20 protein-coding genes are annotated in these 20,817 nt (G+C 67.9%); 12 read left to right on the top strand and 8 right to left on the bottom strand.

The window, feature by feature from the left end; all coding sequences use genetic code 11:
- Window positions 1-209 precede the first annotated feature (209 nt).
- Window positions 210-2,903: a transglycosylase domain-containing protein gene (locus tag ACL02U_RS16660; protein WP_412791619.1), complete on the top strand. Its 2,694-nt coding sequence runs from the start codon at window positions 210-212 to the stop codon at window positions 2,901-2,903.
- A 131-nt stretch (window positions 2,904-3,034) separates the two neighbouring features.
- Window positions 3,035-4,534: a glycosyltransferase family 87 protein gene (locus ACL02U_RS16655; protein WP_412791618.1), complete on the top strand. Its 1,500-nt coding sequence runs from the start codon at window positions 3,035-3,037 to the stop codon at window positions 4,532-4,534.
- A gap of 111 nt (window positions 4,535-4,645) precedes the next feature.
- Here ACL02U_RS16655 and ACL02U_RS16650 read toward each other — a convergent pair whose 3' ends face one another.
- From ACL02U_RS16650 to ACL02U_RS16640, 3 genes are all read right to left on the bottom strand, one after another.
- A complete protein-coding gene (locus ACL02U_RS16650) occupies window positions 4,646-5,677 on the bottom strand; it encodes an alanine racemase (protein WP_412791617.1) in 1,032 nt (343 codons plus the stop codon).
- A 73-nt stretch (window positions 5,678-5,750) separates the two neighbouring features.
- Window positions 5,751-6,872, bottom strand: a complete 1,122-nt coding sequence (gene femX, locus ACL02U_RS16645) for a peptidoglycan bridge formation glycyltransferase FemX (protein WP_412791616.1) — start codon at window positions 6,870-6,872, stop codon at window positions 5,751-5,753.
- Between the two features lie 176 nt (window positions 6,873-7,048).
- Window positions 7,049-7,363: a hypothetical protein gene (locus ACL02U_RS16640; RefSeq protein WP_412791615.1), complete on the bottom strand. Its 315-nt coding sequence runs from the start codon at window positions 7,361-7,363 to the stop codon at window positions 7,049-7,051.
- A gap of 286 nt (window positions 7,364-7,649) precedes the next feature.
- Here ACL02U_RS16640 and rpsF point away from each other — a divergent pair, with 286 nt between their 5' ends.
- The 4 genes from rpsF (at window position 7,650) to rplI (ending at window position 9,388) form a co-directional block, all read left to right on the top strand.
- Window positions 7,650-7,940 carry a 30S ribosomal protein S6 gene (gene rpsF, locus ACL02U_RS16635; protein WP_004985983.1) on the top strand — a complete coding sequence of 97 codons (291 nt, stop codon included), beginning with the start codon at window positions 7,650-7,652 and terminating at the stop codon, window positions 7,938-7,940.
- 76 nt (window positions 7,941-8,016) lie between these two features.
- Window positions 8,017-8,613 carry a single-stranded DNA-binding protein gene (locus ACL02U_RS16630; protein WP_412791614.1) on the top strand — a complete coding sequence of 199 codons (597 nt, stop codon included), beginning with the start codon at window positions 8,017-8,019 and terminating at the stop codon, window positions 8,611-8,613.
- Between the two features lie 73 nt (window positions 8,614-8,686).
- Window positions 8,687-8,923: a 30S ribosomal protein S18 gene (gene rpsR, locus ACL02U_RS16625; protein WP_003949403.1), complete on the top strand. Its 237-nt coding sequence runs from the start codon at window positions 8,687-8,689 to the stop codon at window positions 8,921-8,923.
- Between the two features lie 18 nt (window positions 8,924-8,941).
- Entirely contained in the window at window positions 8,942-9,388 is a 447-nt protein-coding gene (gene rplI, locus ACL02U_RS16620) for a 50S ribosomal protein L9 (protein WP_412791613.1), read from the top strand.
- 182 nt (window positions 9,389-9,570) lie between these two features.
- Here rplI and ACL02U_RS16615 read toward each other — a convergent pair whose 3' ends face one another.
- Window positions 9,571-10,908: an MATE family efflux transporter gene (locus tag ACL02U_RS16615; RefSeq protein WP_412791612.1), complete on the bottom strand. Its 1,338-nt coding sequence runs from the start codon at window positions 10,906-10,908 to the stop codon at window positions 9,571-9,573.
- Between the two features lie 459 nt (window positions 10,909-11,367).
- Here ACL02U_RS16615 and dnaB point away from each other — a divergent pair, with 459 nt between their 5' ends.
- The 6 genes from dnaB to ACL02U_RS16585 all read left to right on the top strand — a co-directional run bounded on the left by dnaB (window position 11,368) and on the right by ACL02U_RS16585 (window position 17,410).
- On the top strand, window positions 11,368-12,849 hold the full coding sequence (gene dnaB / locus ACL02U_RS16610; RefSeq protein ID WP_412791611.1) for a replicative DNA helicase: 1,482 nt from the start codon (window positions 11,368-11,370) through the stop codon (window positions 12,847-12,849).
- A gap of 376 nt (window positions 12,850-13,225) precedes the next feature.
- Entirely contained in the window at window positions 13,226-13,717 is a 492-nt protein-coding gene (locus ACL02U_RS16605; RefSeq protein ID WP_412791610.1) for a methyltransferase family protein, read from the top strand.
- Between the two features lie 338 nt (window positions 13,718-14,055).
- Window positions 14,056-14,778, top strand: coding sequence for a hypothetical protein (locus ACL02U_RS16600; RefSeq protein ID WP_412791609.1), 723 nt, complete (start codon window positions 14,056-14,058; stop codon window positions 14,776-14,778).
- Entirely contained in the window at window positions 14,775-15,296 is a 522-nt protein-coding gene (locus tag ACL02U_RS16595; protein ID WP_412791608.1) for a hypothetical protein, read from the top strand. Before ACL02U_RS16600 ends, ACL02U_RS16595 begins: the two co-directional genes overlap by 4 nt.
- Window positions 15,297-15,362: 66 nt before the next feature.
- Window positions 15,363-15,689 carry a deoxyxylulose-5-phosphate synthase gene (locus ACL02U_RS16590; protein WP_412791607.1) on the top strand — a complete coding sequence of 109 codons (327 nt, stop codon included), beginning with the start codon at window positions 15,363-15,365 and terminating at the stop codon, window positions 15,687-15,689.
- 335 nt (window positions 15,690-16,024) lie between these two features.
- Window positions 16,025-17,410, top strand: coding sequence for a serine hydrolase domain-containing protein (locus ACL02U_RS16585; protein WP_412791606.1), 1,386 nt, complete (start codon window positions 16,025-16,027; stop codon window positions 17,408-17,410).
- Between the two features lie 75 nt (window positions 17,411-17,485).
- Here the strand turns inward: ACL02U_RS16585 and ACL02U_RS16580 are convergent, their stop codons facing one another.
- From ACL02U_RS16580 to ACL02U_RS16565, 4 genes are all read right to left on the bottom strand, one after another.
- Complete coding sequence (locus ACL02U_RS16580) at window positions 17,486-17,938, bottom strand: N-acetyltransferase family protein (RefSeq protein WP_412791605.1); 453 nt, start codon at window positions 17,936-17,938, stop codon at window positions 17,486-17,488.
- A gap of 118 nt (window positions 17,939-18,056) precedes the next feature.
- Window positions 18,057-18,923 carry a GNAT family N-acetyltransferase gene (locus ACL02U_RS16575; protein ID WP_412791604.1) on the bottom strand — a complete coding sequence of 289 codons (867 nt, stop codon included), beginning with the start codon at window positions 18,921-18,923 and terminating at the stop codon, window positions 18,057-18,059.
- A gap of 122 nt (window positions 18,924-19,045) precedes the next feature.
- On the bottom strand, window positions 19,046-19,528 hold the full coding sequence (locus ACL02U_RS16570) for an NUDIX domain-containing protein (protein ID WP_412791603.1): 483 nt from the start codon (window positions 19,526-19,528) through the stop codon (window positions 19,046-19,048).
- Window positions 19,529-19,694: 166 nt separating this feature from the next.
- A complete protein-coding gene (locus ACL02U_RS16565) occupies window positions 19,695-20,600 on the bottom strand; it encodes a LysR family transcriptional regulator (protein WP_412791602.1) in 906 nt (301 codons plus the stop codon).
- Window positions 20,601-20,817 lie beyond the last annotated feature (217 nt).

The raw sequence follows: 20,817 nt of genomic DNA, 5'->3' as shown, positions 1-20,817 counted from the left end.
GTGACCTTCGGGGCCCGGTGGGTGTGGGCGGTGCGTAGTCTGTGCGCCATGAAAACCACCGGGAACCATGTGGCGTGCGGTGTGCGTCCCCGTCCCTGGTGCAGTACGGGTGAATGCGGGACCAGCCGCTTCCGTACTTCGGGGGGACCGGAAACCAGCCGACGTTTCCAGGCGCGCCGCGGTGCGCCTGCCCGAGGAGTAATCGTTCGATGAGCGAGCACCGTCGCAAACCGCCGCAGCCGCCGGGAGGCGGGCGTGCCGCGGCCCGACGCGGTCCGTCCGGCTCGTCCTCCGGCCGCCGTGCGGCACCGCGAGGCACCACCGGGTCTTCCGCCGGCTCGTACCGGTCCGATTCCGATGGGGGGGACTCCCACGGGCCGGACCCCTACGGTTCCGGAGGGGAGGAGCGGCCCTACAGCGGACGAGCCGACGCACGGCGTCAGCGGAACCAGGGCAGCCGTCGCAGAGCGGCGGAGCCGGCACGCGGATCCCGGCGCTCCGCCCCGGGACGGGGACGCACCGGTCCCCCCGCCAGGAAGCGGTTCATCGACTACCCGCGCGCGGGCAAGTACGGCTGGCAGCGCTGGGTGCCCTCCTGGAAACTCGTCTCGGCCCTGTTCGTCGGCTTCTTCGGGTCCATGGTCGCCGTCGCCGGCATCGGGTACGCCATGGTGGGCGTCCCCAACGTGGACAAGACCGCCACCGCGGAGAACAACGTCTACTACTGGGCCGACAACACCCCGATGGTCGCCACCGGAGGGGAGACCAACCGCCAGATCGTCGATCTCTCGCAGATCCCCAAGGCGATGCAGCACGCGGTGGTCTCGCAGGAGAACAAGACGTTCTACACCGACAGCGGCATCGACCCGAAGGGCATCGCCCGCGCCGTGTTCAACATGGCGCGGGGCGGCGAGACGCAGGGTGGCTCCACCATCACCCAGCAGTACGTGAAGAACGCGATGCTCGCCGACCAGTCGCAGACCCTGTCGCGCAAGTTCAAGGAGATCTTCGTCTCCATCAAGGTAGGGGCCACCGTCAAGAAGGACGACATCATGGCCGGCTACCTGAACTCCGCCTACTACGGGCGCAACGCCTACGGCATCCAGGCGGCCGCCCGGGCCTACTTCAACAAGGACGCCGTCGACCTCAACCAGGGCGAGTGCGCCTTCCTGGCCGCGATGCTCAAGGGCGCCACGTACTACGACCCGGCCGGCTCGGTGTCGATCGACCCCTCCGCCACTCCCCAGGCGAACAGCCAGCGGGCTCTGCACCAGATGCAGGACACCCTCGACAAGATGGTCGAGTACGGCTATCTGAGCCCCACGGACCGGGCCAAGTTCCGCACGCTTCCCAAGTGGCAGAACCCCCGGTCCAACACGCGCCTCGGCGGTCAGATCGGCTACCTCGTCGACCTGGCCAAGGGCTATCTGATCAACAACACCGACATCACGGCCGACGATCTCCAGCGCGGCGGTTACTCGATCTACACCACCTTCGACAAGAAGAAGGTGCAGAAACTCGAGTCGGTGGTGAAGAAGTACCGCAAAAAGTACCTGGACCCGAAGAAATACCCCAAGTACGACACCTATGTTCAGTTCGGTGCCGCGTCCGTCAACCCGGAGACCGGCGCGATCGTCGCCGTCTACGGCGGCCAGGACGCCACCAAGCACTTCACCAACAACGCCGATGTGACCGGTGCCCAGGTCGGTTCGACGTTCAAGCCCTTCGTTCTGGCGGCCGCCATGAAGTGGGGGGTCCGGGATCCCGAAGGCCCCGCGGAGCAGGCCCAGGACGAGCGCACCATCGCCTCGCCGAAGAGCCTGTACAGCGGCCGGAACGGGTACAAGGTCAAGGACTACCGGGGCGACGTCTGGAAGGACGACAAGGGCAACGAGTGGCGGCAGACCAACGACGACGAGCAGTCGTACGGTTCTCCGCCCGACTACCGGATCACCCTCCGCGAGGCGATGCGCTGGTCGGTCAACTCGCCCTTCGTGCAGCTCGGTATGGATGTCGGCCTGGACAAGGTCAAGGAGTCCGCGCTGGACGCGGGGCTGCTGAAGCAGAACCTGACCGGTACCCACTCCCCCTCGTTCTCGATCGGCATCTCGGACCCCAGCGCCATCCGCATGGCGGGCGCCTACGCCACCTTCGCGGCCAGCGGCAAGCAGCGCGACCCGTTCTCCGTCACCAAGGTGACCAGCAAGGACGGTCAGGTCTTCGAGCACAAGGACGTGGCCAAGCAGGCGTTCACCGAGCAGGTGGCGGACAACGTCACCGACGTGCTGAAGACCGTGGTGGAGAAGGGTACGGGTACGCACTCCCAGCTGCCCGGCCGTGAGGTGGCCGGCAAGACCGGTACCACCGACGGCAACAAGTCCGCCTGGTTCGTCGGATACACCCCGCAGCTGTCCACTGCGGTCAGCATGTTCCGACTGGACGACAACGAGAAGAACAAGGAACGCAAGTTCCTGGAGATGTACAACACGGGCAGGCAGCCGAAGGTGCACGGTGCCTCGTTCCCGTCCTGGATCTGGCACGACTACATGATCGATGCGCTCAAGGGCATGCCCAAGGCGAAGTTCCCCAAGCCCGAGTCGATCGGCGAAGTCCTCAACGATCTCCCCTCGCCCACTCCCACTCCGTCGGCCACGGAGACGCAGGAGGCCAGTCCCACGCCGTCGCCCTCGCCGAGCCCGAGCAAGCACCAGGGACGGCCGTCTCCCTCGCCGACCACCACATGCAGCGGTTGGAGCTGGAAGTGCGGCCCCACCGACGGAGGTACCGGAGGGATCACTCCGCAGCCCACGGGAAGTACCAGCGCGTCACCCAGTCCGACGCCCACCAGTACGTCCAAGGGGCGCGGCGGATCCGGAACCCTTTTCGGAGGGCCCGGCGGCTAGTCGATGCATTGCCCGAAATGACTGTTTCACGTGAAACATCTGGAAGCTTCACGTGAAACAGGGGCCGCCGTACCGACACAGGTGCGGCGGCCCTCGGTCTTTTCCCAGACTCGTACGGCAGGATGTGCCCCATGCCCAGTGCAGAATCGACGCCGACTGAGACGCACAGGCCGGACCCGGTGCGGCCGACCCAGGAAGACGAGGTGGCTGCCAGCGGTAGCGAGCTGATCGGCGGCCCGCTGGGGCGACGCGCCCTGACCGGGACGTCCTGGTGGACGCCGGTACGGATCATCGCGCTGGTGGCGATCGGTATGTTCGCCCTCGGACTGGTGCAGAAGGCGCCCTGCTACGACGGCGGCTGGTTCTTCGGGGCCAGCTCTCAGTACACGCATGCCTGCTACTCCGACATTCCGCACCTCTACCAGGGGCGGGGCTTCGCCGACGGGCTGGTGCCGTACTTCGACAGACTGCCCGGTGACATGGACTACCTGGAGTACCCGGTCCTGACCGGTGTCTTCATGGAGGTGGCCGCCTGGCTCACCCCCGGCGGAGGCAGCCTCCAGCACCAGGAGCAGTGGTACTGGATGGTCAACGCCGGAATGCTGATGGTCTGCGCGGCCGTCATCGTTGTGTGCGTGTCACGGACCCACGCGCGCCGCCCCTGGGACGGTCTGCTGATCGCCCTGTCACCCGCCTTCGCGCTGACCGCCACCATCAACTGGGACCTTTTCGCGGTCGCACTCACGGCCGCGGCGATGTTGATGTGGTCCCGGGGCCGCTCGCTCGCCTTCGGCGTCCTGCTGGGCCTGGCCACCGCCGCCAAGTTCTACCCGTTCCTGCTGATCGGCCCGCTGCTGGTGCTGTGCTGGCGCGCCGGCAAGTGGCGCGACTTCGGAAAGGCGATCGGTGGCGCGGTCGTCGCCTGGCTGCTGGTGAACCTGCCCGTCATGGCTTTCGCTTTCGAGGGATGGTCGAAGTTCTACCGGTTCAGCGAGGAACGGGGCGCCGACTTCGGGTCCATCTGGCTCGTTCTGGCGCAGAAGTCCAGCAACCCGCTCACCACCGACAGCGTCAACACCCTCTTCACTCTGCTGATGCTGTTGTGCTGCCTGGGTATCGCGGTGCTGGCGTTCACGGCTCCGCGCCGTCCGCGCTTCGCGCAACTGGCGTTCCTGGTCATCGCGGCGTTCGTCGTCACCACCAAGGTCTACTCGCCCCAGTACGTCCTGTGGCTGGTCCCGCTGGCGGTGCTGGCTCGGCCCAAGTGGCGGGACTTCCTCGTCTGGCAGGCCTGCGAGGTGGTCTACTTCCTGGGCATCTGGATGTACCTGGCCTACACGACCAGCGGTGACGCCCACAAGGGACTGTCGACGGACGGCTACCACTGGGCGATCGGCGTGCATCTGCTGGGCACGCTGTACCTGTGTGCCGTCGTCGTGCGCGACATCCTCAAGCCGGAGCGTGACGTGGTGCGGCGGGCCGGTGACGACGATCCGTCGGGTGGAGTGCTCGACGGCGCGGAGGACAGGTTCGTGCTGGGAACCGCCTCCGAGCCCGCCCGGCACCAGGAAGCCTTCGAGGGGCCCTCGGTCGACTGGGGCTCGAAGGAGCCTGCCGACGGTTCGTTCTGACGGACTTGCTTCGCCCCGGTCCCGGCCCGGAGGCGCGGGCGGCGGCAGCGGAGACGGTCAGGGCCGTCCACGGCGACTCCGTGGACGGCCCTCGTCTTTGCCTGCGCAGGCTCAGTGGTCCACGAGCCGGTCGAACTGGGTGGTGGTGTGCCGCAGGTGAGCCACCAGTTCCTCGCCCACCTTGGGTTCCGGGGCGTCCGCCGGTACGAAGAGGATGGACACCTGCATGTGCGGGGGCTCCGCGAACCAGCGCTGCTTGCCGGCCCAGACGAATGGAGAAAGGTTCCGGTTCACCGTGGCGAGCCCGGCACGGGCGACTCCCTTGGCACGCGGCATGACGCCGTGCAGCGCCTTCGGCGCCTCCAGGCCGACACCGTGCGACGTACCCCCGGCCACCACCACCAGGAAGCCGTCGGAGGCCGCCTTCTGCTGCCGGTACCCGAACCTGTCGCCCTTCGAGACCCGGCTGACGTCCAGGACCGAACCGCGGTACTCGGTGGCCTCGTGGTCCCCCAGCCACAGCCGCGTGCCGATCCGGGCCCGGAAGCGGGTCTGCGGGAACTGCTGCTGCAGCCGTTGGAGTTCGTCGGCCTTCAGATGGCTGACGAACATCGTGTGCAGGGGCAGCCGCGCGGCGCGCAGCCGGTCCATCCAGCCGATGACCTCCTCGACGGCGTCCGAGCCGTCGGTGCGGTCCAGCGGCAGGTGGATCGCGAAACCCTCCAGCCGGACGTTCTCGATCGCCGCGTGCAGCTGCGGCAGGTCCTGCTCGGTGACACCGTGCCGCTTCATCGAGGACATCACCTCGATGACCACACGAGCGCCCACCAGGCCGTAGACGCCGTCGACCGAGGACACCGAACGCACCACCCGGTCGGGCAGCGGCACCGGCTCCTCGCTGCGCCGGTAGGGCGTCAGAACCAGCAGGTCACCGCCGAAGAAGTCCTTGATGCGCGCGGCCTCGTACGTCGTGCCGACCGCGAGCATGTCCGCGCCCAGCCGCGTCGTCTCCTCCGCGAGCCGCTCGTGACCGAAGCCGTAGCCATTGCCCTTGCAGACCGGTACGAGTCCCGGGAACTGCTCCTGCACGTGCTTGTGGTGCGCCCGCCAGCGCGCGGTGTCGACGTAGAGGGTGAGCGCCATGGCCGGTCCTGGAACCTTTCTCGTGGTTGCGGTGTGTCAGAGCCTGCGGTCCATTGAAGCGGACCGCACGGGCTCAGCGGCGCGACATGTAGATGTCGAGAGCCTTGTGGAGCAGCTTGTTCAGCGGGAAGTCCCACTCCCCGAGGTACTCGGCAGCCTGCCCACCCGTGCCCACCTTGAACTGGATCAGACCGAAGAGGTGGTCGGTCTCGTCCAACGAGTCCGAGATGCCGCGCAGGTCGTAGACGGTCGCCCCGAGAGCGTAGGCGTCCCGCAGCATCCGCCACTGCATCGCGTTCGAGGGGCGGACCTCGCGGCCGATGTTGTCGGAGGCCCCGTAGGAGTACCAGACGTGGCCGCCGACCACGAGCATCGTCGCCGCCGCCAGGTTCACCCCGTTGTGGCGGGCGAAGTACAGCCGCATACGGTTCGGGTCCTCGCTGTTGAGGGCCGTCCACATGCGCTGGAAGTACGACAGCGGGCGGGGCCGGAAGTGGTCGCGGACCGCCGTGATCTCGTACAGCCGCTGCCACTCCTCCAGGTCGTGGTAGCCGCCCTGGACGACCTCCACGCCGGCCTTCTCGGCCTTCTTGATGTTGCGGCGCCAGAGCTGGTTGAAGTTCTTGTGCACCTCTTCGAGCGAGCGGTTCGCCAGCGGCACCTGGAAGACGTAGCGGGGCTGGACGTCACCGAAGCCGGCGCCGCCGTCCTCGCCCTGCTGCCAGCCCATACGGCGCAGCTTGTCCGCCACCTCGAAGGCGCGCGGCTCGATGAAGTCGGCCTCCAGGTCACGCAGGCGCTTCACGTCCGGGTCCTGGATACCCTTCTTGATGGTCCCCGCTTCCCAACGACGGATAACGACCGGCGGGCCCATCTTCACCGAGAACGCCCCCTGCTGCTTCAGGTGGGCCAGCATCGGCTCGATCCAGTCCTGGAGGTTGGGCGCGAACCAGTTGATGACCGGGCCCTCGGGCAGATAGGCGAGGTATCGCTTGATCTTGGGAAGCTGCCGGTAGAGAACCAGGCCCGCGCCGACCAGTTCGCCGGTACGCTCGTCGAACCAGCCGAGGCTCTCCGTGCGCCATTCCGCCTTGACGTCCGCCCAGGCCGGAACCTGCATGTGACTCGCCGCCGGCAGACTCTGGATGTAGGCCAGATGCTGCTCGCGACTGATGGTCCTCAGGGTCAGGCTCATTCGGGGCGCTCCTCGGGCTGGTGTGTCCCCATGGGTACAGGGGCTCCGGCTCACGCGCCGAAGCCTACTGCGCCCTGCGAGCAGCTCGACTGGGCGTGCGAACCCGCGCCCCGGCCTGCCGTTCGGCCGGGGCGCTCACGCACCGGGCCCTGGACCTTCCGGTGCGCCGCCGGCGGTCAGCCGACGATGCCTCCGAAGAGGCCGCCGTGGGCCATGCCGAGGAAGAAGCCGATGGCTGAGGCACCGAGGCCCAGGATCAGTCCGAATCGTTCGCGGGTGGTCTCGGAGATCCACTGCCCGTACGCGCCGGTGAGGATCCCGACCAGTCCGGCCCAGGAACTCAGCAGGTGCAGATCATGGAAGATCGCCGAGATCGCGGCGGTGGCGCCCAGCGCCAGGGTCACCACGAGCAGGGTGTCCTGGAGCGGATGGGGCTTGCCGTCGGTGGCGAAGAGGCCGCTGGCGGTCTTGGGTCGCAATGCCTGTGCCATAGGGCACCTCCTGCGGAAAGCGGCGCATCGTAGCGCCGTACACACCCGATGTGTACAGATTGACGGTCCCCCGGGCCGGATTTCAACCGGAAGCCGGTGTGCGGGTACTCTGTACCGTCTGCACCGGTGTCTGTCCGCCCCATGGGCCGAGGCTGCGGCCGGGGATCGGCCGACCGACCCCCGTTGTCAGTGCCGACTGCTTTACTGGGCACCGTTGCACCACGCATCACAACCCTCCTGCCACGGAACGACCGTGGCCGCTGAGTCCAGAGGAGGTGGGTTCCACATGCGTCACTACGAGGTGATGGTCATCCTCGACCCCGATCTCGAGGAGCGTGCTGTCTCCCCGCTGATCGAGAACTTCCTTTCCGTCGTCCGTGACGGTGGCGGAAAGGTCGAGAAGGTCGACACCTGGGGCCGTCGTCGTCTCTCGTACGAGATCAAGAAGAAGCCCGAGGGCATCTACTCGGTCATCGACCTGCAGGCCGAGCCTGCGGTCGTCAAGGAGCTCGACCGCCAGATGAACCTGAACGAGTCGGTCCTCCGGACCAAGGTCCTCCGTCCCGAGACCCACTGAGCTCCTCCGCTCAGTCCAGTCCGGGATTCGAGTAGCAGCACCAGCAGCCAGCAGCAAACCCGCCGAGAGGTTCCCCATGGCAGGCGAGACCGTCATCACGGTCATCGGCAACCTTGTCGATGACCCCGAGCTGCGCTTCACCCCCTCCGGTGCGGCGGTCGCGAAGTTCCGTGTCGCGTCCACTCCCCGCACCTTCGACCGCCAGACCAACGAGTGGAAGGACGGCGAGAGCCTCTTTCTCACCTGCTCGGTCTGGCGTCAGGCGGCGGAGAACGTCGCCGAGTCGCTCCAGCGAGGCATGCGCGTCGTCGTGCAGGGCCGGCTGAAGCAGCGGTCCTACGAGGACCGTGAGGGCATCAAGCGCACGGTCTTCGAGCTGGACGTCGACGAAGTCGGTCCCAGCCTGCGCAACGCCACGGCCAAGGTCACCAAGACGACCGGTCGTGGGGGCCAGGGTGGCGGTTACGGCGGCGGCGGTGGTGGTGGCCAGCAGCAGGGCGGCGGCTGGGGCGGCGGTCCCGGCGGCGGCCAGCAGGGCGGCGCTTCCGGCGCTTCCGGCGACGACCCCTGGGCTGCCGGCGCACCTGCCGGTGGCAACCAGGGCGGTGGCGGCGGCTGGGGCGGAGGCTCCGGCGGCGGTGGCGGCGGCTACTCGGACGAACCCCCCTTCTAGGGCGCCGGGCCTGCGGGCTCCGGAGCCGGGGGCGGGTCGTACCCCAACTTCTTGATCACACAGGAGAAACACCATGGCGAAGCCGCCTGTGCGCAAGCCGAAGAAGAAGGTCTGCGCTTTCTGCAAGGACAAGGTCACGTACGTGGACTACAAGGACACGAACATGCTGCGGAAGTTCATTTCCGACCGCGGCAAGATCCGTGCCCGCCGCGTGACCGGCAACTGCACGCAGCACCAGCGTGACGTCGCCACGGCCGTCAAGAACAGCCGTGAGATGGCGCTGCTGCCCTACACGTCCACCGCGCGATAAGGGAAGGGTGACCTATTCATGAAGATCATCCTCACCCACGAGGTCTCCGGCCTCGGTGCCGCGGGCGACGTCGTCGACGTCAAGGACGGTTACGCTCGCAACTACCTGATCCCGCGGAAGTTCGCGATCCGCTGGACCAAGGGTGGCGAGAAGGACGTCGAGCAGATCCGCCGCGCCCGCAAGATCCACGAGATCCAGACCATCGAGCAGGCCAACGTCATCAAGGCCCAGCTCGAGGGCGTCAAGGTTCGCCTGGCCGTCCGCTCCGGCGATGCCGGTCGTCTCTTCGGTTCCGTCACCCCGGCCGACGTCGCGTCCGCGATCAAGGCCTCCGGTGGTCCCGAGGTCGACAAGCGTCGTATCGAGCTCGGTACGCCGATCAAGACGCTGGGCGCCCACGAGACGTCCGTGCGTCTGCACCCCGAGGTTGCCGCCAAGGTCAACATCGAGGTCGTCGCGGCCTGACCGCTCCGCTCGGTTTGAACAGCCGAGAAAGGGGTGCCGTACCTCTGACTCTGAGGTACGGCACCCCTTTCTCGTTCCCGGACATCCCGGTTCGCTCCAGGAGCCCGCATCATCGCCGAAGGAAGGCGACGTCCGTTTCACGTGAAACTGACATCGCATTGCACTGACATCGCATTGCCAGGTCAGCGGCTCGCTCCGGTCACCAGCCAGCGGCCGGACCGGGCGCGCAGCCACAGGGTGAGCATGCGGACCGTCATCATCAGCGTCATGGCTGCCCACAGGGCGGTCAGCCCGCCGCCCAGGACCGGTACCAGTAGTGCCGCCGGAGTGAAGACCGCCAGGGTGAGGAGCATCGCCCAGGCCAGATAGGGGCCGTCCCCCGCGCCCATGAGCACGCCGTCCAGGACGAAGACCACACCGCAGACCGGCTGTGACAGCGCCACGATCACCAGCGCGGGGAGAGCCGTGTCCTTGACTCCGGAGTCCCCTGTGAACAGCGAGAGGAACACCGGTCGGGTGATGACCACCAGCACGCCCAGCACCACACCTACACCGAGGCCCCACTGGACCATGCGACGGCAGGCGGCTCGAGCCCCCCGAGTGTCGTCAGCGCCGAGGTAGCGTCCGATGACGGCCTGCCCGGCGATGGCGATGGCGTCCAGGGCGAAGGCCATGAGGCTCCACAGCGAGAGGATGATCTGGTGGGCCGCGATGTCGGCGTCTCCGAGTCGAGCCGCGACCGCCGTCGCGATCATCAGGATCGCCCGTAGTGACAGGGTGCGCACCAGCAACGGTGCGCCGGCCTGTGCCGAGGCCCGGATGCCGGCAACGTCAGGACGTAGAGAGGTGCCGTGCCTGCGGGCTCCGCGAACGACCACCAGAAGGTAGATTGCGGCCATTCCGACCTGGGCGATGACGGTTCCCCAAGCAGAACCCGCGATTCCCAGGCCAACACCGTAGACGAGACCGGCGTTCAGTGCGGCGTTGGCCACAAAACCCGCCACCGCTACATAGAGGGGCGTTCTGGTGTCCTGCAGCCCGCGCAGAACACCGGTCGCGGCGAGCACCACGAGCATGGCCGGGATGCCGAGGGCGGAGATGCGGAGGTAGGTGGTCGCGTACGGGGCGGCCGTGTGCGAGGCGCCGAACACGTCGACGACGGTCGGTGCTGTGGGCAGCAGGAGGACGATCACAGCCGCACCGATAAGCAGTGCCAGCCAGATGCCGTCCATGCCCTGCCGGACGGCGGCCCGCAGGTCGCCTGCTCCCACCCGGCGGGCCACGGCTGCCGTGGTGGCGTAGGCCAGGAAGACGAAGACGCTGACGGCTGTGGTGAGGAGGGCGGAGGCGACGCCGAGTCCGGCGAGCTGCGCCGTGCCCAGGTGGCCGACGATCGCGCTGTCGGCCATGACGAACAGCGGCTCGGCGACAAGTGCTCCGAAGGCCGGGACGGCCAGCGCCACGATCTCTCTGTCGTGTCTGCGCCGGGTGGCCTGGGGGGTCACGGGAGCCTGTGTCATGAGCATCAATCTAATCGTCCACAGGTAAGAGACGCAATCGCGCCCCGACCCTTACGAGGAGTCTCTTGCCGTGTGGGCTCGAACGCCGATCGCGAAGATCTTGGGCCGAGTGGGCAAGTTTTTCTTCTGCACAGCCGGTGGATGGTGAACTCGCAGGTCAAAGCGATGGCGGAAGAGGTTGGGCGAGCTTGTTCACAGCACTGTCCACTGAGTCGTGCACAGGTTTCGGCGAGTTCTCCACAGCATATGGGCCGTCATCCACATGCCCTGTGGATAACCAGATTGGCTGACGGTGCCGACCGCCCTACCGTTGTCCGGCGCCCGCTCCGTCCGCCGGTTTCCAAAGCATCACAAAACCGGCGACGCTGAACTGGAGTTGGGTCCCTCATTTGTCAGTGCCGTGCCGTAGAAAAGAGGGGCACGGCGAGGTCCGCTCGGCGGACGGGAGGAGGTGGCTCGGTGAGCATTTCCGAGCCCTTGGACGACCCGTGGGCCGACAGCGGACCGAGTGATCGCCTGCCCTTCTCGCGCCGCCGCAGCGACGGGGCCGGGGGGCGCGAGGAGCAGCACGAGCGTGGCCGGGACGGCGCTTCCTGGGACGGAGGGAACTCCCCGGCCTTCGAGCGGGTGCCTCCGCAGGATCTGGAGGCCGAGCAGTCCGTCCTGGGCGGCATGCTGCTGTCCAAGGACGCGATTGCGGATGTCGTCGAGGTCCTCAAGAGCCACGACTTCTACAAACCCGCCCACGAAACGATCTTTCAGGCGATCCTCGACGTCTACGCCAAGGGCGAGCCGGCCGACCCCATCACCATCGCCGCCGAACTCACCAAGCGCGGCGAGATCAACAAAGTGGGCGGCGCCTCCTATCTGCACACCCTCGTCCAGACCGTGCCGACAGCGGCGAACGCCGAGTACTACGCCGAGATCGTGCACGAGCGCGCGGTCCTGCGCCGGCTGGTGGAGGCAGGAACCCGCATCACGCAGATGGGGTACGCGGCGGACGACGACGTCGACGAGATCGTCAACCGCGCCCAGGCCGAGATCTACGCCGTCACCGAGCAGCGCACCAGCGAGGACTACCTGCCCCTGGGCGACATCATGGAAGGCGCGCTCGACGAGATCGAGGCGATCGGCTCCCGCACCGGTGAGATGACCGGGGTGCCGACCGGCTTCACCGACTTCGACTCCCTCACCAACGGCCTGCATCCGGGCCAGATGGTTGTCATCGCCGCCCGTCCCGCTATGGGAAAGTCCACGCTGGCGCTGGACTTCGCGAGGGCAGCCTCGATCAGGAACAACCTGCCGAGCGTGATCTTCTCCCTCGAAATGGGCCGCAACGAGATCGCGATGCGCCTGCTGTCCGCGGAGGCGCGGGTGGCGCTGCACCACATGCGCTCGGGCACCATGACCGACGAGGACTGGACCCGTCTGGCCCGGCGGATGCCGGACGTCTCCGCCGCACCCCTGTACATCGACGACTCCCCGAACCTGTCGATGATGGAGATCCGCGCCAAGTGCCGCCGCCTCAAGCAGCGCAACGACCTCAGGCTCGTCGTCATCGACTACCTGCAGCTGATGCAGTCCGGAGGTTCCAAGCGGGCCGAGAGCCGTCAGCAGGAGGTCTCCGACATGTCCCGCAACCTGAAGCTGCTCGCCAAGGAGCTGGAGCTCCCGGTGATCGCGCTGTCGCAGCTCAACCGCGGCCCCGAGCAGCGCACCGACAAGAAGCCGATGGTCTCCGACCTGCGTGAGTCCGGCTCCATCGAGCAGGACGCCGACATGGTCATCCTGCTGCACCGTGAGGACGCCTACGAGAAGGAGTCGCCGCGCGCGGGCGAGGCCGACCTGATCGTGGCCAAGCACCGCAACGGTCCGACGGCCACGATCACGGTGGCCTTCCAGGGCCACTACTCGCGGTTCGTCGACATGGCCCAGACCTGACCGGGGTGTTGTAGGTTCTCAAAAGCGGCCCCATATTCGCAGAGCTGACTACATATCAGAGCCGCATATGGCGTTGTGCTGAGACCTGCAGCTGTCCTGTCGCATCGAAGCTGCCGGATTCTCGCTCGCTCTCATTCGCACTGTCGCATTCTCATCGCGTCACGCGCTGAGCGGCGGCGTTTGCTTCGTTCGTGGGGTTTGATCTCACTTCGCTGGTCTCGCTCTCACTGCACCTGTCACGGTCGCTTTCGGCGGATATGTGGAGCCGGGGGTGGCGATGGACGCGTCAGTTTCGCGGTAGCACCGATCGGGGTCGTGGGGACCGGAGGCCGGCAGTCCCGTTTACTGCGCGGGGCGCGGCGGCCATCCTGACTGCATGCGCAGATCGAGGGCGGCCGTGGGGAGTTCGGTGTTCATGGCGCTTGCGCCGGGCACGGTGGCCGGAGTTGTGCCCTGGTGGGTGACGGGGTGGCAGACCGGTTACTGGTGGCTGCCCGTCCGACTGCTGGGCGCCGTCGTCCTCCTGGCGGTTGCGGCGGTGCTGGTGCACGCCTTCACACGGTTCGTCGTGGAGGGGCTGGGGACTCCGGCGCCGATCGCACCCACCGAGCATCTGGTGGTGGGAGGGCTGTATCGCCATGTGCGCAACCCCATGTACGTCGCGGTCACGGCGTCAATCGGCGGACAGGCACTGCTCCTTGGCCGACCGATTCTGCTCGCCTACGGGCTGCTCGCCGCAACGGCGATGTGGGCGTTCGCCAGATGGTACGAGGAGCCGAAGCTGTTGCACACGTTCGGCGCGGAGTACGAGTCCTACCGCCGGGCGGTACCGGGCTGGTGGCCAAGGCTGCGCCCATGGCAGGGCTGACGCCCCAGGGCACACAACGAGCCCGGGCCGCCCGTGACCCAGGCTGTCGTCACGCAGGGAACCCACCGGACCGGCCAGGAAGACACGGAGTGGACCAAGCCGTCCCATCGCCGTCAGCTGTTTCGTCCGTGTGGAGGATTGGGATTCATCGGTGCCCCGACTATGCGGAGCGTCTGGATGCAGCACAGCACCGTCTCAGGGAGACTACGGGCAGCTGCGCCGAAGACAGGACTGCTGAGTCGGCTGTCCTGCCGTCAGTCCGTTTCCGTGAAAGCCATGTCCATGAGGTGCGCGAAAGCGGGTGTCCAGGCGGTGAAGGCACATGCGAGCATCGGAGGGTGATCGAGGGTGAGGAGCTGTTCGCCGCCGACCTGGTCGGCAAGCGGCTGTTGCGGGTGACCGCGTCCTGGCACCACTACGCCGGGGACGAGCCGTCATTGCTGCATCTGTGGCTCCATCTGGAGGGTCTGGGACCAGTCCGGTTCCACACGCCCGGAACCGGCTTGTTGCTGGGGAGCGACCAGCCCCCCGAGCCGTACTCAACGAGGCAGCACGGCAGTGTCTCGGTAGTGGACGATTCGCCGGACGTTCCGGCGACCCGGTTCGTCGGCCAGCCGATCCACTCGGCCCGGGAGATCAGCTACCGGGACGGCCGCGTCGACTTCGTGGCCGGCCTCAGGCTCCGGTTCCCCGGCGGGAGCATCCGCCTGCTCGCCCTCGACGACGAGCTCGTCCTCGCCCACGATCAGCACCTGGGAACCGCGGAGGCGCTCCTGCACGAGGACGCGGCCCTCGCGCGGGTGGTGCAGACGTCCAGGGGCTGCCCGTCGCAGTGGGATGCGTGGACAACCGGCGGCCAGTACCTGTACCTGCGATACCGGCACGGTGAGGGGACCGTCGAACAGCATCCGAGCGAAGACCCGGACACCTGGGACGGTGAGGGATCCGGACTCCGGACCACCTGGGACGACGGGACCGACGGCGGCCTGATCGGACTTGCCGATTTCCTCGCCGTGGCCGGCCTGCGACTGGCATCGGACGCCGAGGTCACCTACGCGTGACTCGACAGGCGGACTACTGCTACGTCGGGCCTGCCGAATTGAAGACGCTCGTACGGCCCGAGTGCCGAGGTCAGAGCATGCGCTCACCGGCCGACTTCGACAAGTGGGCTGTGACTCGGACAGCGGCGGAGTTGTCCGAGCCCTTCACCTTCGTAGTTGACGCGGCAGGTGTTCTGCGGCTCGCGCCGCGCCGCAGTGAGCACGTCGTGTGTGCTGGAGGAGGACCGGTCCTGAGCGCCGGTGAAATCAGCTTCCGCGAGGAGTCCGGGCGTTGGACGGTCGACGAGATCAGCAACCAGTCGACCGGCTACTGCCCGGACGTCAGCTCGTGGCCGGCCGTTGCCCAGGCCCTGGACCTGGCCGGGATCGATCGTCCGTCCGGCTTCACCCACGAGGTGGTGTTCCGACGTTGCCACTCCTGCCGACAGCTCAACATCGTGCGCGAGGAAGACTTCGTCTGCGTCTTCTGCGACGAGTCCCTGCCACGGGAGTGGAACGTGGACACGCCCGAGCGCTGACGCCACATCGAGTGCGGTCCGAAATACCTGTCGAACTCCTCACCTGATGGTGTCTACGCTGGTGGCATGGCCCATGGGAAGACCTCGTACATCTGCCTGCCCTGCCGGGCCTCGTACAAGCAGCCCTACGACAGGGAACGGCAGCGGATCTGCCCGCAGTGCTCGGAGCCGCTGATCCACGTGGGTTCGGCCTTCGCTGCCCCCCGGCGGCGGGACACCAGGGCCTGGCGAACTCTCTCGCTTCTGGTGAACGCAGGTGTGGGTTTCCACAAGAGTTGCTGTGGCGGCCCTGGGTATCGGCCCCGCACGCCGCGCGAGGTGCGGGAGCGGATGGCGTATGCGCAGCGCGCCGGCGAGCCGCTCGCCAAGTCCCTCGTGCGGTACGTTCTTTGATGAGGCACCACACCTGACGCGCCTCGTTGCGCCGCCAGCCAAACCCATTGATGCCGCCGGGGACTGGACCGTCTCCGGGAGCGCGCTCCGGGTGCGGCTGCCCGAGGACTACAAGTGGCACGCCGGGACCTATGGGTGGGGCTGGGAGGCGGTCACGGAAGAGGAGTGTCGGGAGCTCGACCGATAACGTGGCTCCGGCCCCGTGAAGACCCCACCGGCTGGCTGGTCTGCTCATACGCAGCGGGGCGATCACGAGGGACCCCACGGCTCGTTGAGTGGCGGCGGCACGGGTAAATGGGCTCGACGGGTCGCCTCGAGCCCGGTGGACTGGAGCCATGACGACACCACAGCAAGGGCTGCTTCCCGCCACCCGCCGGGCACTGCTGCACCGGATCGCCGTGGCCCAGGCCGAAGAGCGTACTCCGTCCCTCGTCGCGGCCGTCGTACGAGGCGGGGAGCGGGTGTGGAACGGCGGGCGGTCCTCGTCGGACGGGCCGGGACCGGACGAGAACACGCAGTACCGGATCGGTTCGATCACCAAGACCTTCACGGCCGTGCTCGTCCTGAGACTGCGCGACGAGGGGCTGCTCGACCTCGGTGACCGGCTTGAGAAGCATCTGCCAGGCACCGGAGCCGGCGAGGCGACCATCGCGGACCTGCTCGCGCACACCGGTGGACTCGCGGCGGAGTCCACCGGCCCGTGGTGGGAGCGCACGGCGGGGTCACTGCGGCCGAACCTCTCCGATGTGCTCGGCGAACACCCGCTCCGCCACCCGGTCGGTCGCCGTTTCCACTACTCGAACACCGGCTACACCCTGCTGGGTGCACTCGTCGAGGAGGTTCGCGGAGTCGCCTGGGCGGAACTGCTACGGCGGGAAGTATTCGAACCACTCGGCATGCTGCGGACGAGCGCGCGTCCACTGCCCCCGCACGCCGACGGCTGGGCGGTCCACCCGTGGGCCGACGCCATGCTGCCGGAGCCGACGCAGGACTACGGCCTGATGGAACCCGCCGGGCAACTCTGGTCCACCGCGGCGGACCTGGCTCTGTTCGCTGCCTTCCTGGCGCGTGGGGACGGCCGGGTGCTGAGTGACGACAGCCTCCGGGAGATGCGCACGCCGGCCGCCCCCACTCCGGCCGAGGATCTGCCGGATGGCTCCTCCTACGGACTGGGCCTGCAGATTCAGCATCGTGACGGGCGGCTGCTCGTGGGGCACGGGGGATCGGTGCCGGGCTTCCTCGCCGGTCTCACCCTCGGCGTCGAGGACGATGTCGCGGCCGTGGTGCTCACCAACTGCACATCCGGGCCTGCGGTGTCCGAGGTGGCCGCCGATCTGGTCCGGATCGTCGCCGACGCGGAGCCGCGTGTCCCGGAGCCGTGGCGACCGCTGCCTGATGTCGGGGTGGGGGATCTGGACCTGGTGGGCCAGTGGTACTGGGGAACCAAGGCCTTCGCCCTGCGGCTCACCGCCGACCGTCTACTGGCCCTGGAGCCGCTGTCGGGAAGTGGCCGGCGGACGCGCCTTCGGGCGAACGGCGACGGCACCTGGAGCGGGCTGGAGGGCTACTTCGCCGGAGAGGTGCTGCGCACCGTGCGACGCCCGGACGGCAGCGTGGATCACCTGGATCTCGGCACCTTCGTGTTCACACGCCGGCCCTACGAGGAGGGCGCCGCAGTCCCGGGCGGTGTGGAGCCGGGGGGATGGCGCGGCCTCGGTTAGACGACCATTCGGGCGGTCGGGGGTCCGTTTCACGTGGAACAGCCCCGGTTCACGTGGAACAGCCCCCGACCGCTGTCACAACTGCAGCTTGAAACCGGTGTGCGAGGGCGCGAAGCCCAGACGTTCGTAGAATCGGTGCGCCTCGACGCGGGTCTTGTCGGAGGTCAGCTGAACGAGTTGGCAGCCTTCGCGGCGTGAGGTCTCGACGGCCCACTCGATCAGTTGCGTGCCGAGCCCGCCGCCGCGGTCATCGGCGTGGATGCGCACGGCCTCGATGAGCGAGCGTGTGGCACCCTTCCGGGACAGTCCCGGGATGATCGTGAGATGAAGGGTGCCGACGACACGGCCGTTGCGGACGGCGACGACCAGATGCTGGTTGGGGTCGCCGCTCAGGCGCTTGAGCGCGGTGAGATACGGGGCGAGATCATCGGGAGATTCGCGCTGCGCACCGAGCGGGTCATCCGCGAGCATGGCGACGATCGCGGGAACGTCGTCCTCGGTAGCGGGCCGTATGTCGAGATCTTCCATGATCGCACTCTACGCGGAGGCGTAGGGGGAGCTCGGCTGCGGCTGCGGGTGTACACGTCGGTCGCGGGGCAACCGCGGCGATCACAAGCGCCCGATGAGCGCGGTGTCGGTCGACCCCCTAGCCCGCTGCCACCGTCACCGGAGCGAACCGCCTTGTCCAGTCGCCCGGCAACTCCGTGCACCCGTACGTCATGACGGCATTGAAGGTGACCGAAGCCAGCCCGCGTGCCTTCAGCCAGGTCAGTAGCGATGTGTGCCGCACGTCGATGTCCGTGCGGAGCGGACGGTCGGTGTGGGCCGCCAGCGACGCCAGCAGTGCTTGGGCCGTCTCGGTGTCCCGTGCGATCAGCGGTCCGACCACCTGGGTGTCCATGTTGGGCCAGGCAGCCGCGTAGCCGGTGATCCGGCCGTTCTCCTCGGCGACCCGCAACTGGTCGGCGAAGGCGGGCAGCCGGGTGATCACCGGCGTCCGGTCGGCACCGAACACGGCTTCGTCGAGCCGGAGGATCGCGGTGAGGTCCTCCGCCGTGGCCGGACGCGTTTCCACACTGTTTGCGCTGTCGTCCGTCGTCAGATGGCCCTGCAGCATCTCTGCGCGGCCGGTGACCTTGAACCCCAGTTCCTCGTAGAGGGGCTGTCCCTGCCGAGTGGCGTGAAGAGTCAGAGGAGTGGTACCGGCCTCGGCGAGCACGTGGCGCATCATGCGGCGCCCGATGCCCTGACGGGCGTGGATCCGGGCGACCAGGACCATTCCGACCGCTCGCAGGGTGGGCCGGTCCGGCGGACCGTACTCGGTGACGACGCAGGCGCTGACGAGTCCACCGTGGGGATCGTCGATGCCGTAGCCCGTCCCGGCCGAGAGGAGGAGGCTCCATTTGTGCTCCTCGCGTGGCCACCCCCGGTCCTCGGACAGGTCCGCGCAGGCAGCGAGATCGCGGTGGGTCAGGCGGCGAATGGGTGACACAGTGGGAGAAGCAGTCGGCACGCAGGTCAGGCTGTCCGACACCCACCCCTCCCGTCCACCCGTTTCGTGAGAGGGGCACGTGCTTTTGGCCACGCCGCGCCACGCCACGGCGAGGTCGGAGGGCTCGACTAGCTGTGTGCCAGTCAGTCGAGATCGGGAGCGTGCAGTGCGAGCACCCCCTCGATATTGCCGTCGAGGTAGTGCCGCAGCGACAGCGGGACCAGGTGGACCGAGGCGATTCCGACCCGGGTGAACGGCACGCGGACGATCTCGTACTCGCCGGCGGGTTCGTCCACCTCGGGGCCGTGTCGGAGGGCGGGGTCCATCGACTCCAGGCGGCAGACGAAGAAGTGCTGCACCTTGACACCGGTCGCGCCGCCGTCCTCGCCGATGTGCTCCACGGTGTCGACGAAGCAGGGCACCACATCGATGACCTTGGCTCCCAGTTCCTCGTACACCTCGCGGTGGAGCGCGTCGACGACGGTCGAATCTCCCGGTTCCACCCCGCCTCCGGGAGTGACCCAGTAGGGATCCACCCCGGGCTTGGTCCGTTTGATCAGAATCAGGTCGTCGCCGTCCAGCAGGACGGCGCGCGCGGTGCGCTTGACCACGGGTCGGACGGTCATGGAGGAAATGTGGCCCGGCATCTCCCCGACAAAACATCCCCCCTCGTTTCACGTGAAACAACACGAAAAGCACCCGGACGACTGCGCTCGGTGCGCGCCTGTTCAGGACGCGGAGGGATGAAGCCGCCGGTGGAGCCGGTGCCGGGCGGTGGGCGAGCAGGACGGATCAGCACCAGCCGGTCGCCGCACGCAGGAGTAGTTCGTGGGCCCGCGCGATATACGGCAGGGCGAGGGTGCCGGTGCGGGCGACCAGGAAATAGGTCCGCAGCGGGGGTACGGCGGGCTCGTGCAGGGACACGATCTCTCCGTGCTTCAGGGCCGGCGCGCACAGATAGCGGGGCAGGACGGCGAGACCCGCGCCCGCGGCGACACAGGCCAGCACGGCGCGCAGGTCGGGCACGATCACCGTGCCCGAGGACTTCGGACGCGAGTCGAAGACGGACGCCCAGTATCGGGACACGAACGGCAGCGACTCGTGGACCTCGATGACGGGCAGCCCCTCCAGTGCGGGGGCGCTGTTGCAGCGCAGAGCGTCCTCGCCCAGGCGGTCGGCCCAGAGCGGTGCCGCGACCAGGACGTGCTCCTCGTCGCACAGCACCGTGGCCGTCAGGAGAGCGCCGCGCGGCCGGATCGTACTGATGGCCAGATCGTGGTGCCCGGCGGCCAGTCCCTCCAGGATCTCCTCGGCATTGCCGAAGGAGACGCGCAGGGCGAGGGGGTGGTCGTCCCGGACAGGCGGTTCCGTGAGTGCGGGCAGGGCCCGCTCGGTGGTGAACTCCGGAGGGCCGGCCAGGTGCAGGGTGCGTAAGCAGGACGCGTCGTCCAGCCCTGATTCGGTGATCTCCAGCAGGGCGTCCAGGTGGGGGGCCGCCTTGTGGGCGAGCTCGTCGCCGATGCTCGTCGGGATCACCCCGCGGGCCTGCCGCAGGAAGAGAGGGCGGCCCAGTTGTCTTTCCAGACTGCGGATCTGCGAGGTGACGGCCGGTTGGGAGAGTCCGAGCAGGGCGGCGGCTCGGGTGAAGGAGCCGGCTCGATGCACGGTGACGAAGGTGCGCAGCAGGGCCAGATCCACGGCAGGCCTCCTCACGCCGTCCCGGACCCCCGTCCCCGGACAAGTATAAATATGTCGATAGGTCTCTGTCGCTCCAGTGATTGGACACTGACACACAGTCAACTAGCCTTGTCCGCGCGGTTCTTCGGGGCACGAACCGCGGACGGTCCGAGCCACGAGGGGGGAGGCTCGGACCGTCCGACGCCGCTGCGCGGTCGTTTCGTGGCGTTCGCAGTGC

The sequence above is a fragment of the Streptomyces sp. MS06 genome (assembly GCF_047200655.1).
Taxonomy (GTDB): domain Bacteria; phylum Actinomycetota; class Actinomycetes; order Streptomycetales; family Streptomycetaceae; genus Streptomyces.
Note: the sequence above shows the minus strand (reverse complement) of the source record. Positions and strands in the feature narration are given on the sequence as shown.